The sequence below is a fragment of the Weissella sp. ESL1139 genome (assembly GCF_058506735.1).
The window spans coordinates 93,926-108,089 of sequence record NZ_CP196375.1 but is presented as its reverse complement, the minus strand read 5'-3'; the positions used below and the strand labels follow the sequence as shown (position 1 = coordinate 108,089).

General features: G+C 39.0%; 7 protein-coding genes. 1 reads left to right on the top strand and 6 read right to left on the bottom strand.

Annotated features, from left to right (window positions below):
• Positions 1-15: 15 nt before the first annotated feature.
• From ACSYSF_RS00505 to glpK, 3 genes are all read right to left on the bottom strand, one after another.
• The gene (locus ACSYSF_RS00505; protein ID WP_489867800.1) at positions 16-486 is read right to left on the bottom strand and encodes an 8-oxo-dGTP diphosphatase; all 471 of its coding nucleotides are present in this window, start codon (positions 484-486) and stop codon (positions 16-18) included.
• A gap of 108 nt (positions 487-594) precedes the next feature.
• A complete protein-coding gene (zwf, locus tag ACSYSF_RS00500; RefSeq protein WP_489868273.1) occupies positions 595-2,061 on the bottom strand; it encodes a glucose-6-phosphate dehydrogenase in 1,467 nt (488 codons plus the stop codon).
• A 127-nt stretch (positions 2,062-2,188) separates the two neighbouring features.
• Complete coding sequence (gene glpK, locus ACSYSF_RS00495; RefSeq protein WP_489867799.1) at positions 2,189-3,700, bottom strand: glycerol kinase GlpK; 1,512 nt, start codon at positions 3,698-3,700, stop codon at positions 2,189-2,191.
• Positions 3,701-3,892: 192 nt separating this feature from the next.
• On the opposite strand from glpK, the gene ACSYSF_RS00490 reads away from it, so the two are divergent.
• Positions 3,893-5,092, top strand: a complete 1,200-nt coding sequence (locus tag ACSYSF_RS00490; RefSeq protein WP_489867798.1) for an MFS transporter — start codon at positions 3,893-3,895, stop codon at positions 5,090-5,092.
• Between the two features lie 106 nt (positions 5,093-5,198).
• Here ACSYSF_RS00490 and addA read toward each other — a convergent pair whose 3' ends face one another.
• From addA to pepV, 3 genes are all read right to left on the bottom strand, one after another.
• Positions 5,199-8,984 carry a helicase-exonuclease AddAB subunit AddA gene (gene addA / locus ACSYSF_RS00485; protein ID WP_489868272.1) on the bottom strand — a complete coding sequence of 1,262 codons (3,786 nt, stop codon included), beginning with the start codon at positions 8,982-8,984 and terminating at the stop codon, positions 5,199-5,201.
• Positions 8,984-12,550, bottom strand: a complete 3,567-nt coding sequence (locus ACSYSF_RS00480; protein WP_489867797.1) for a PD-(D/E)XK nuclease family protein — start codon at positions 12,548-12,550, stop codon at positions 8,984-8,986. Before ACSYSF_RS00480 ends, addA begins: the two co-directional genes overlap by 1 nt.
• Positions 12,551-12,705: 155 nt before the next feature.
• Positions 12,706-14,109, bottom strand: a complete 1,404-nt coding sequence (pepV, locus tag ACSYSF_RS00475) for a dipeptidase PepV (protein ID WP_491737234.1) — start codon at positions 14,107-14,109, stop codon at positions 12,706-12,708.
• Positions 14,110-14,164: the final 55 nt, after the last annotated feature.

Here is a 14,164-nt window from a genome sequence, read left to right as displayed (position 1 = left end):
TTCGTATTCTAATCATTATTGCCAATCAACATGTTTTTTAACACCCGCAACATTTGCGTATAACGCCAATTCATTAATTGCCGGATTATCAAATACTGGTATCATTTCAGCAAATGTATTTGGTAAATGGTATTCACCACTTAACAACTTTTCACGAGTCGTCCAAAATATTTCTCCTTCACGACCAGTTTGGATACTACCTGTATATGAAGTCGTTTTATACAAGAACACAATATATCGGGCACCATTTTCCAATGGCCATTCTTTAATCCCCATTAACTTAGGATCTGAAATGTTTAGACCCGTTTCTTCTTTTGCTTCACGATAGACAGACTGGGTAACGGTTTCGTCAATTTCCACATGACCACCTGGAAAAGTCACCCCAGCCCAATTTGGATTTTGCCGATTTTCGACTAATATTTCATGCGTTTGCGGATTTTCAATCATCACCATATTAGTTAATTCAATTTCGGTATATCTTGCCATACGACTACTCCTAATATCAGAATACAAATAAACCTTCGCAACAAACTAGCATACTAGCCGATATTGCGAAGGATTTATTTTATCTATTTGCTTTTATTAAATCAAGAATTAACCTTTAAAGACCCATTCATTACCATCTTTAGCTAACAACTCATCAGATGCAGCTGGTCCCATTGAGCCTGATACATAATTAGGGAAGTCTTCTTTCTTAGCATCCCAAGCTGCTTGAATAGCATCAACGAAACGCCATGCGGTTCCAACACCATTCCAATCAGCAAAGTTTGAACCATCACCATTCATGGCATCATGAATCATACGCTCATATGGTTCAGGTGTAACAGCTTTATCTTCATCAGATACTTGCCAATCCAAGTCGATAGTACGTGTATCAAAGGCTGACTTAATATCCTTGGCATTAATCTTAAATTCGATACCACCCTTTGGATCAATCAAAATTGATAGCACTGGGTTATCCAAAGAAACGCCATCACCAAAGATATTCAAACCCTTCTTAAAGACAACATCAACACGAGTTGCCTTAGCAGCTAGACGCTTTCCTGAACGAATGTAGAATGGTACGCCTTCCCAACGTGGCATATCAAATTGTAGTTTACCAGCAACAAATGTGTTGTTTTGTGAATCTGCTGGTACGTCCATCTCATCCAAGTACTTCTTTTGTGAGCCATCAGCTGATTCGCCATATTGACCACGAACAAAGTTTTCAGCAACTTCTTCAGGTGAATTGTAAATCTTCAAAGAATCAAAAGCAGCATTCTTAGCAGCACGAATTTCCTTGTCATTAAATACAGCTGGCTTTTCCATTGCTAACCAACCAATAACTTGCATGGTGTGGTTTTGAATCATATCACGCAAAGCACCAGCAGTATCATAGTAACCAGCACGTTCTTCAACACCCAAAACCTCTGACAAAGTTACTTGGATGTTTTCAATGTAATCCTTATTCCATGTTGCATCAAATAATGGGTTACCAAAACGAACAGCGGCAATATTTTGAACCATTTCCTTACCAAGGTAGTGGTCAATACGATAAATTTGGTCTTCATCAAAGGCTTCTGACAATTCATTTTGCAATGCTTCAGCAGTGTCATATGATGAACCAAATGGCTTTTCAATCATCAAACGGTTAAATTCACCGTTCTCAGTAATCAAGCCTTCTGACTTCAAGTATTTTGCAACAGTACCAAAGAAACGAGGTGCAACAGACATATAGAAAATGCGGTTACCCTTCAAATCATATTTCTCATCTAACTTGTTATTCAAAGCAAGCATATCTGCATAAGCAGCTTGATCAGTAATATCTTGTTGAATGTAATAGAAGTGAGCAATAAATGCCTCTGCATTAGCTTTATCTTCAGTAAAATCTGCAATTGATTCACGTACGATTTCACGGAATTCATCATCCGTCAAAGGTTGGCGTGCAGTTCCAATAATTGCAAAATGTTCTTGTAAAAATCCCTTCTTAAAAAGGTTATAAGTAGATGGGTATAGCTTACGCTTAGCTAAATCGCCAGTTCCACCAAAAAACGTCAACAATGTTGTAATTTCTTCAGGCACGATGAATGCTCCTTTACTAGTTAGTTCATTAGAATAATCATTTAGTAAGTTCGTTACTATATTCACTACTTAATTATAAACTTTTTATCTTATTTTTTCTATTATTACGTCAGTCGCTTATTTTCTTTTAAAAATCGCCAAAATATTGTGTTGCTTTAATGGCGGCTTGCCAGCCGCGATGAAGGCGATGACGTTTATCTTCTGGCAAGTTTGGCTCAAAATAGCGACCTGCTTGCACATACTGCTCCAAATCTGATAAATCATGCCAATAACCAACAGCCAAGCCGGCTAAGAAAGCAGCTCCCATTGGCGTGGCATCTTCATCAAGTGATCGTTCAATTGCAACATGTGCAATATCCGCTTGAAATTGCATCAAATAAGGATTTCGAGATACTGATCCATCTGCTTTCATAGTTGCCAATGTGTATCCTGAATCTTTTTTCATAATTTCCAAAATATCAGCAGTTTGATAAGCAATTGATTGCAAGGTTGCTTTTACAAAATCAGCTTTTTTAGTTCCTCGTGTCATACCGAATACAGTTCCACGAACGTTTGCATCCCAGTAAGGTGCTCCCAACCCATTAAATGCAGGAACGACATAGACTTCATTATGATTTTGCGATTCTTCCGCCAACATCCATGCATCTAATTGCGTTTCAATCATATCTAAACGATCATGTAACCACTGAACGGCAGTTCCAGCAGCAAAGATTGAACCTTCCAAGGCATAGACTGGCTGATCATCAACTTGATAGGCAATCGTTGTCACCAAGCGATTATGTGAAACAACCGGTTGTTTACCTGTATTCATAATCATAAAAGCACCTGCACCATACGTGTTTTTAATCATACCTTTTTCTAAAGCTAATTGACCAACCATCGAAGCGTTTTGATCACCAATCACACTAGCAATTGGCACTTTACCACCGAAAAATAGCATTGGACTCGTATAGCCAATAATTTCACTGCTTTTATATACTGTTGGCAACATACTAGCGGGAATATTAAATAATGCCAATAGCTCCTCATCCCATGTTTGAGTATGAATGTTATACAACATCGTCCGGGCAGCATTAGTCACATCAGTTGCATGCACTTCACCAGCCGTTAACTGCCAAGTCAACCATGTATCAACCGTTCCAAAAAGCAAATCTCCTTGTTCAGCAGCGGCTTGAGCCCCAGGCACATTATCTAAAATCCAACGAATTTTAGTTGCTGAAAAGTATGTACTAATTGGCAATCCGGTTTTTTGACGAATTAATTCTGTTGTTTCAGCATCGTCTGCAAGCTGTTGGGCAATTTTTTGTGACTGCGTTGATGACCAACCAATCGCATTATAAACAGGTTGCCCAGTTTGCCGATTCCAAACAATCGTTGTTTCACGCTGATTTGCAATTCCTAAAGCTTTAATTTCATCCCCACGAATACCGGCGTTAATTAACGCATCAGCAATGGCAGTTTGGGTCGTGTGCCAAATATCTAATGGTTGTTGCTCAAGCCATCCTTGTTGTGGTGTTACGATTGTGAGTGGAACAGACGCCGAGGTCACACGACGGGCATTATGATTAAAAACAATTGCTCGGGTGCCAGTCGTGCCCTGATCAATCGCTAAAATATATTCTGGTTTCTTAATCGCCATCTTTTATTCCCCAATAATTCTGTCTAAATTTAAAACTTATTCTTTTTAAGTATACCAATTAACACAATTTATGCTAAACTTTTTCTCGGTAATAAAAACGGACAAACACAGAAAAAAACTGTGTTCGATAGCCTATAGATATAGGTCATCAAATTTGAGTTTATAATAAACTACATCACTTATGGAGGATTTATGATTAGTCAGTCGTCACTAGACGGCGACGTGCATAAACCACAGCACGTCGAAATTAACGCTATTGTTTTATACATTACAACCTTTTTCCAATCAACCGGGGCGTCCTTAATTTGGCCCATTACAACCCTTTATATGCATAATATTTTGCATAAAAGCATGACAGTGTCAGGGATGGTCGTCATGGGGCTATCAGTTGCCATGATGGTTGGAAATTGGCTTGGTGGTAAACTTTTTGATCGCTGGAATCCGTTCGAAACAATGGTTATTTCAGTCAGTATTGCTTTGGCAACCCTCGTCACTTTGACCTTTTGGAACAGTTGGCCAGTGTTCGCATTCCTGATGTTGCTATCAGGATTTGCTGACGGATTAATTTATACCTTGATAAATTCATACGCGACAACTATTCAAACAATTGATACACGTAAAGTCTTTAATTTACAGTATCTGTTTATGAATGTTGGTGTCGTCGCTGGTACAGCCGTTGTTGGTTTTCTATTTGATTACGGCGCCAATTACGTTTTTGGTGGTGCAGCTGTTATGTACGCTGTATTCCTAATCTTAGTCCTTAAATACTTCAATGTTAAAGGGTTGGCCAAACAAAGTGCCCGCGCCGCTGCCAAAGCAGCCAAGACAACTTTTAAAACACCAGTTGTTATTTATGCCATTTTAGGTTTGGCGTTTGCTTTCTACATGGCATATATTTTATGGGAAACAGTTATCGCTACACATATGACTGACTTAGGCATGACCACCAAAGACTATTCATTCTTATGGACCTTGAACGGTATTATTATTATCTTTGGTCAGGGTATTCTTGATCGCTTTATTGATCGTTTACCATTGCGTTGGACAGTTCTGACCGGTTCAACCTTATTTGCCATTTCATTCTTGGTATTAATTCAAGCCACAACTTACCCAATGTTTATTATCAGTATAGTTATTTTGACATTCGGTGAAATTTTGGCAAGTCCCCAAATTCCTGCTTGGATTGATGCGTTAAGTGACCCAAATGCTAAAGGACACGCACAAGGTTGGTTAACGATGTTTATTTCATTGGGTCGTGCAATCGGTCCCTTATATGGTGGCCTATTAATCGACTCAGGTTCATATAAATTGCTATTTATGTCAATATTCATCATTATGATGTTTTTCATTATTTTAACGTGGTTATTAAACCATCGACATGTTTCAAATTAAAAATTCATAGCGTGAGCAAAAATGAATTGAACCTGGTATATAACAATTATTGATTAGTCAAAATAAGAGGTCGAGACATAAATGTCTCGGCCTCTTTAGCTTATTATTAATCCTTTAATTCAATTAACTTCTCAGCATTTAATGCATAAATAAAACGCTTTGGTACGGGCATCCCCATCGCAACTAATGCTTGCGCATAGATGTTTAGTTGACCCGCATATCGTTTCTTTAATAACTGATCTGCTTGCGATGGTGCGACCCGGTCTGTTTTATAATCAAACAACCAAACTTCATCACCAATATGGAAATAACCATCGATGATTCCGTGAACCAACACCTTGTCATCACCTACAAAATTACGATATAAACGATTAGCATCTAACAACAACGAAAATGGCACTTCGCGTTCTAATGTGTCCGCATGTTCCAACATTTGCTGACCCAAATACGATTCATCAAAGAAACGATAAATTTTATCGTCATCAATTAATGGGGCAACTTTTTCATCAATCATCTTACTTGCAACTAATTGTTGAATCAATGTTTTAATCGTTGCAATTGTCGGCTTCCCAGCAGTTAGATCTAAACGCTGCATAACCAAATGCGTAGCTGTTCCAACAGCTGCTGGTGATACATGAGGTGTACTAGTTTGCATAAACTCAGGTTCTGGTAATTCATCATCCGTTATTCGTAAACCAGCAAACTCATCAGTTACTAACCGGCGATCAATTGGTCGGCGACCCGCGGCCAAATCAGGGTCTTCAAACAAACGTTTAATTTCTGAAACAGACTGATATGATGTTGCGCGCGTAGCACTTTCATATGGATAATTAAACTGCAATACTTGTTGCCAATCTTCAGTTACATCCGTTGTAGCTACTGACGAAGGTGTTTCAACAAGATTAGCGGCTATTGGTTGATAATTCACCATGGCAGTGGCTAAATCATGTGTATCTAAGACTGACAAATTAAACTCAAATGGCTGCTTAGGCGTTTTAATCCGCATATCTGCAAATTGCACAATGCCATCTTTATCGTATTGATCCAATGCAGCAAATCTTTCAGGTGCCTGGGGATGACGAGCCAAAGTCATCCCCATCAAATCCATAAATGATTTACCAGCTAAACGTACTGATTCTGGTAACATCCAGTCGGTCACCCCCGCACTTTGTTTCCATACTGACCATAATTGTGCAACAGTGTCATAAGCACCTACAACAAATAATTGTTGTTCGGCACGTGTTAACGCAACATAAAGCACACGTAACGCTTCAGAATACGCATTTTGCCGTTTGACTTCTGCAATATACTCATGTTGTGGTGTGACTAATTCCAAATGATGCGCAACATCAATATAATTCAAGCCACCACCAGCCTGAGCATCCAATAAAATATTCCCCTGTGTTTCACGGGAACTAATCATCGTCCGCGTTGCATTTAATAGAAAGACAACTGGGAATTCAAGACCTTTAGAATGATGAATCGTCATCAAAGAGACAGTATCTTGGGCAACATTGGCGTCTGCCTCACCTAAATCTTTCTCCTGGCTTTGCAATTGCGTCACATAATTAATGAATTGATATAACCCGATAAAACTACTCTTTTGGTAAGCAGCTGCTCGTTCGTACAATGCATGTAAATTAGCCTGCCTTTGAGCACCTGATGGCAAACCGCCAACATAATCAAGCCAACCAGTTTGGTTATAAATTTGCCAAAGCAAGGCCACAATTTGATTTTGAACCGCCAAATTACGAAAATCATCTAAATCTTTGAGAAACTTTTGCACTTGCTGTTGCGTTTTTTGCAAAAGCTGTGCATCTTTTACGGGCAAATTACTGTCTAAATCAAGTGCTGCTGTTCGTTGCACAGCCGTATAGAAATCTTCTTCAACTGCTTGTAGACGAATTAACGCCAAACCATTTTCAGCAATGCCATACAAAGGTGAACGTAAAACAGCTGCTAACAGAATGTCTTGATGCGGATTATCAATAACCTTTAATAAACTCATCATGACTGAGATTTCAGTTGTTTGGAAATAATTCTCCGTACCATCAATAACAATTGGAATATTCATTTCACGAAAAACATCGAGCACTTCAAGATTTTGCCCCTTCGTCGGTACCAAAATCGTAATATCGCTATACTTAATTGGTCGTGATTCACCAGCTTTACGATCAAAAATGACAAATTTAGATTGCATTAATTCTTGAATTTTCAGCGCCGTCATCCGAATTTGACCAGTTGCTTTTGTATACTCTTCAGTAACATCAGGTGCTGGTTCTTCTTCGGTTTCTTCACGATCACCTTCGTTTAGATATACTAATAAATCAGCTTTCTTAACCAAATCATCTGGATAATAATCTGCTCCTGCAACTAACTCTGCTTCACCTTTATAATCAATGTCACCTAATGACTGGCTCATTGATTGTGCAAAAATATAGTTAATAAAGTTTGTCACATTTGGTAACGATCGGAAGTTTTCTTGCAGTGTAATAACTTCACTGTTGTCAGTTTGCGGATAAGTCGACAATTTATGCGCAAATAACATTGGATCTGCCTGACGGAACTTATAAATTGATTGCTTAATATCACCAACCTGGAACAAGTTATCCTGTGACGTGATTTCATGCAGAATCGCTTCTTGTAATTGATTCGTATCCTGATACTCATCAACCATGATTTCTGCATATTGTGCTTGTAGTTCTTGTTTAACCTTGTCTTGCGTGACAATTTGTAGCGCAAAATGTTCTAAGTCATTAAAATCTAGTACTTTACGTTGCAGTTTTTCATTTAAAAATGCTTCACTAAATGACTTAGTAAATGCAACTAATTGACGCATTATTTTATTTGCACCCTGGATAGCAAATTGTAATCCCGTTTGATCTAAAGCAAAATACTTCGTCTTTAATTTATCAAAACGATCAGCCAATGCTTCGCGCTCATCTTTAACTTGATTCCATACCACTTTCAATTCCGGGTCATGCTTAGCTGTAAAGTTTTTGCGCTTGCCGTCAGCACCTTTACCCCAACCCATCGGTTCAGCTTGTTGCACCATGCCACGAATTGTATCCCATTGGTTATCTGAATTTTGTAATAAGTTCAAAATATCTTGATATGTTGTTTCATCAGACTGTAAATTCAACAATCGATTAAGCGCTGGTGCCGCATCCATTGTATCTGGCGCTTGAATCACTAATTGACGCGCCTTATCACAAATGGCTTGCACTTCTTGCAAAAGAGCTGGTCGCAAATGTTGTTGATAAAAATGACTAGCTGTAAAATCCTCATCCCCAATATCATACAAATCTGCTAAATGGTCCATCCATTCATTGGTGTCAGGACGTGCCGTTGCAAAGTTATATAAGGTAAAAACAGCGTCCTGTAAATTTTGATCATCCGTTGTGCTACTTGTAAATTGCGTCGCAAAGGCAGCAAATTCATCATCGTCATCGTTTGCATAATTTGTTTCCAATAGTGTGTTATAAACCTCTAACATCACTAATGTCCGTTCTGCATCATCCATCAATCGAAATTGTGGATCTAAATCAATCGTATAATGATATTGCTCTATTAAACGTAAGGCAAATGCATGCAAAGTTGATATGTTAGCCACATTCAATAAACGCAGTTGTTTTAGCAAATGTCGGCGTTTTTCGCCACTCGATTCCGCTAGCGCTTTACGAATTTCAGTTTCTAAACGTTCTTTCATTTCGGTCGCAGCAGCTTCAGTAAACGTCACAATCAAAAATTCATTAACGTTTTCACCAGCTAACAGGCGTTGCAAAACACGTTCAACCAAAACACGTGTTTTACCAGAACCAGCAGATGCTGACACTAAAATATTACGATTTTTGGTTGTAATCGCAGCTGTTTGTGAATTTGTAAAATTCATCATTGTTCTCCTTCTACTGATTTTGGATTATATTGATCAATGAACCTTTGCATCGCTGCTAAAGCTGCACTAGCTTTTAACGCACCTGAAATGTCATGATATTTATTACCCATCATCGCATCAAACATCATAACCGAAGTATACGGTGAATACATTAATCCGGTACTATTAGCCCCATCCTTAAATGGATATAGCGGGAATTTACCAGCTAATATTTCATTGGCAATTGATTTGATTTTAAATTCATTAAACGTCAATAACGTATCTAAATCATCATCGTCGACAACATCACTAGCAGCCTTAAATGAGCCATCTTTTTTACGGTCAATGGCATATGGTGCCACTACTTCATCGGCACTCTCCAAACGAGCAATATAATCTTCATTATTTTTCAATACACCACGATAGCGACCTTGATTAATCATCTTTTGACTCGCCGCATCCTGCATTTGTCCAAGCGTGCCACCACTAACATCTTTTAACTCAATCCATGGATTTTTCAATGACCAGAACAAAGCACCAGCCATCTCACCCATTGGCAATGCCTGCTTATTAAGTAAGATTGCGGTCCAATATGTCATTAATTGCAATTCGAGGCCAACATATGCCTTTTTATAATCAAATTGACGAGTTCCTGATTTGTAATCAATAATTGTCAAAAAATTACCAGCCGGTGTTGTCACTAAATCATAACGATCAATTTTCCCTCGGACGGTCACTTTACCAAATGGTATCTCATAGGTCACTGGTTTCAACTGACTATGTGGCAACCCAAAGCCAGCTTCAACACCCAAAGTTTGCACACCGCCTTGATCAAGCTGGCCACGACGCATACTCATAATTGTTTCGTGTACTTGATTAGCTAAGCGTTGCGTCAAAAACTGCATACGATAAGAACTATTAAAAATATCATAGGTTGGATCACCGCTTGATAGAATGCCATGTAAAATATCATGTTCTAATGCGTGTAGTTCAACATCCGTTAAACTACCCAATGCTTTTTGTTGATTAATCAGTGTTTGGAAGACCTTTTCTAACAATGCGTGCATCAACGTTCCCTTTTCAGCAGGTGTTAATTGAAGCACTTGTCGCTCTTGTAATTTCAAACCGTATTGTAAGAAAAATTCGAATGGATTACGTGAATAACTTTCTAATCGTGAAATCGAAGCACGTAATTCATCCCCAAATAACGCTGATACCAACTCAGGCTTTAATTGTTCTGGTTCGTTTACATATGAAAGGCCACCCAGTAATTGCTTTAATTGGTTTGGCGCAATCTTTTGTACTTGGTTCATTAAATGCTGCCAGGCTGAGCTTAATTTTGCCTGGCCCTTTTTATACAATTTTGCTTGGCGATTAACCACAACTAATTGGGCAATCGTACTTGTTGCAGTCCCTACATATGGGCTAACCTGCTCACTACGTGGATCGGGCAATGCATCAAATTGTGTAATATCTAAATTAAATTGCTTTTGAATACGTGTGATATACGTTGACGGTTGTTGGGCACTATCGCCATCACTTGTCGCATAAGTCCAAATCAAGCGCTGATTGGCTACCATCATCGCTTTATACATCAACAATGACTCTTGCGCCATTTGTTGTTCTGACGTTTCTTTCAAAAAAACATTTTCCGGTAAGACTGCTTGCAAGGCATTGCGATCACCGTCATGCAAAATTGCTTTCACGCGCGTAACAGCTGGTAAATTATGATTTGTTGCCCCAAATACGATGACTGTTTCATAACCGGTTCGTTGCACGATACCACTTTCTGAAATGCGCACTTGGTCCATTGTTGAAGGAATACCGGCATATTTAGCCGTGTCGAAAGCTGCTTTAAAAATTTCTTGCATCGCATCCAAAGTCATTGGTTCATCATCAAAAATTGCCACGAAATCATCTAATATACTAATAAATACGCGCCAAACTTGTTCCGGTTGTTGGGCAGCCCATAAATCTCCATCAGCAATCGCATCATCACGCCAAGTAATTAATTGTTTTTGAATACCAATTTGCGTAATAAATTCATACAACTTGCGTGCCATATCTCGAGCAGTCGTCGTTGATTGCAAATCTTGCAAAAATGGTGCCACTACCTGACTAATTTGATCATGAATCATTGCTAGTTGCGCATCTTTACTGGCAACCCGTTCACGGGTGATTTCGTCATCACTCACTTGCGCTTGACGATCATACTGCCAAGCTGTTGGATTAGTCCATTGCCAACCAGTAATATTCTTAGCCAACACATAATTTTCGGTTTCCGCTAGCGCTTCACGATAAGCATCGATTGAAACACCTTCAGGAATAAACAACTCTGTCTTTAAAAAGCTCATAATATCAGTAATTGTATACGCTGGTGCTAATCGCAATAACTTATCTAAAAATGCAACTAAGGGGTGTGCTGACATTGGTCGGTCTAAATCCATGAACATTGGAATATCATAACGAGCAAAGACTGCTGGAATAATATTTTCATATTGGCCCAAATCACGTGTCATCAACAGATAATCACGATAACGATGCTGGCCACTCGCAACCTCTTGGCGGATTAGTCGCGCCATTTGCTCAACTTCTTGATAACGTGTGTGTAATTGCCAAATCGCAATATTATCAATGTTAGCTTGTTGTTGTGTCACACCAACTTGTTCATATTGAATCCAAAAATCTTCTAAGGTTTTAACACCGTGACTAATGTGCCGCTGTGGTTCAACGGTTTTCGTCAATACCGTAACATCATGCTGAACGGAATAATCACGTAATTGGCGTCCTAATTTTTTGGGACGATAAAACAAATCGTTTTCTTCAATTGCTGCTTCGGTCAAACTGGCAGCCCCATCATCAGTTGGCAATGCCAACACCACGCCCGCACCATAATCAATTAAAGCTTCAACTAGCCCTTGTTCAACTGATGTCATCTGTGAATAATCATTAATCAAAAAATAATGATGCGAAATATCTGTTGCCCCAGTTGCTAAATAAACGCGCAATGCCAATAATAAATCGCTACTCAAATACTGATCACGCGCAGTTAGCTCATCATCTAGTGCACTACCAATAGTTGCTAAATCATGTAGCTTCATTTGCAAAGTCTCTTGGTTAGTTAATTGGTCCGCCATTTTATTGACATCTCCCCAGCTTAACCCTGATTGGCGCAATTCTAATAACTGCGTTGTAAATTGCCCAATAAAACCCTGCTTTGTTAACAAATTGCCGTAAAGTTCTAACTTATCTTTATTCTGACGCAACAATGTTTGTACCAACATGGTTAACCCATTTTGAGACATTGTTGCTTGCTGATAAAGTGGATCATTTTGCATATAATACCAAGCCAATCGGCTTAAAGAAAATACCGAAACACGTGGCACAGATATTGCAGCTCCCTCATGACCTAGTAATGATGCCAAACGTGTTAAAACATTGATTTCTGTTTCAAACTTAATGTGATTAGGCACCAAATAGAATATTTCAGCTTGGTCATCATTAGCTAAAATTTGTTGTGCACGTTGCAATAAAGCTAATTCATGATCGGCGCTCGCCCGACCAAATAGTAATTCTAATGCCATGTATTCCCTCCACTAATTGTTTTTCATATTATTATTTTACCAGTTCTGATTTAACTATTTCGTTAATTTGCATGAGAAATTTCACCAAAAAAATCTCTCGTAAGTTAAACTAATCATTTAACTTACGAGAGACATATCTTATTAATTATTTTTAACTACTTGCACAATTGCCACAACGATTCAGCAAATATTGCCATCGTTCGGGTTAAATTAGCAACTGGTGTATTTTCATTCGCCTGATGACTCGTGACAGGCACATCCGGAAACTGCCCACCAAAAGCAACCCCACGTGTTAACAGGCGTGCATATGAACCACCATTTGATGTTCTCGGTGGCAAATAAGTACCGGTTTGTTTTGCATAAACATCTGATAAAATCTGTACGAGTTCATCATCTTGCGGTACTAAATGAGGTGGCATCCCCGCCTGCACTTGGGCCACATCAGCTTTTAAGTCACCTAAATGGCGCTGTACTTGCGTAATAATAGCTTGTAAATTCACCCCTTGTGGGTAGCGAAAGTTCAATAGAATTGAACCTTGACCGTGATGACTATAACGCATCACACCAACATTCAAGGTTAAATCACCCATTTGCGAATCATGATAAGTTAGCCCTAAACCACTCGCATGAATATCTTGATGAACAGTTAAACCTACAAAGTACAGAAAAGCACGCGCATCACCACCAAAAGGATAACGTTGCAAAAAATGAGCCAAATACGTACCGGCATTTTTACCTTCTGCTGGGTAGGCGCCATGCGCCTGGACCCCTAACAAAGATATTTTAACGGTACCATCTTTTTGTTGTGCATCACCATTCAAAAAAGGATATTCGTGTATATAAGCTTCAAAATCTCTGATAACAGGACTATCCTTTGGTACTTGCAACCGCGCTTTAGCTTCACCAGGCACAACATTGGGTCGACTACCAGACATAAAACGTTCTAGTACATATGGGCCTTCAGATTCACTGGGAAAACGTAATTGCACCGTTTGAAAAGCTTTTTCGCCATTAACGACTGGAAAGGCCCCATCTGGTGAGAAACCCAATGTTGGTTCACCTTCTTGCGCTAAATAACGTGGTATATCTCGCCAACCATTTTCTTCATCTGTCCCAATGATCAAACGAATTTTACGTTTTAAAACACACCCTTGATCTGATAACATCTTCATCGCATAATAAGCGGACATTAAATCCGCTTTCATATCGGCAGCACCGCGACCAAAATACAACCCATCCAATATTTCTGGGGTGAATGCTTGACGTAACCACCCATCACCAGCCGGTACAACATCAATATGTGTCAAAATGCCGACAGTCTCATCCGCATCTTCTGGACCAAATTCAATCCAAGTTACCATATTATCAACACGACCATAGCGAAAACCATCTCGATTTGCAAAAGCTTCCATTTGGTTCAATGCTCGAACCATGTCCGTACCAAATGGTGTTTGTGGTGTTTGTGTCTTAACATCTAGGACTGACGGAATACGAACAATTTGATTAAGGTCATCAATTAAAGCTTGTTCATATTTCTTTGCTTGCGCTAACCACGTCATAGCAGTACCTCTCATCAGATTATAATAAAGACAGTGTACCGCGTTTCAGTAGTCA

Bases quoted from the DNA above. Each gene is read 5' to 3' on its own strand.
- ACSYSF_RS00505 (WP_489867800.1), bottom strand. From the start codon at position 486: ATGGCAAGATATACCGAAATTGAATTAACTAATATGGTGATGATTGAA.
- addA (WP_489868272.1), bottom strand. From the start codon at position 8,984: ATGAATTTTACAAATTCACAAACAGCTGCGATTACAACCAAAAATCGT.
- pepV (WP_491737234.1), bottom strand. From the start codon at position 14,109: ATGACGTGGTTAGCGCAAGCAAAGAAATATGAACAAGCTTTAATTGAT.
- ACSYSF_RS00490 (WP_489867798.1), top strand. From the start codon at position 3,893: ATGATTAGTCAGTCGTCACTAGACGGCGACGTGCATAAACCACAGCAC.
- glpK (WP_489867799.1), bottom strand. From the start codon at position 3,700: ATGGCGATTAAGAAACCAGAATATATTTTAGCGATTGATCAGGGCACG.
- ACSYSF_RS00480 (WP_489867797.1), bottom strand. From the start codon at position 12,550: ATGGCATTAGAATTACTATTTGGTCGGGCGAGCGCCGATCATGAATTA.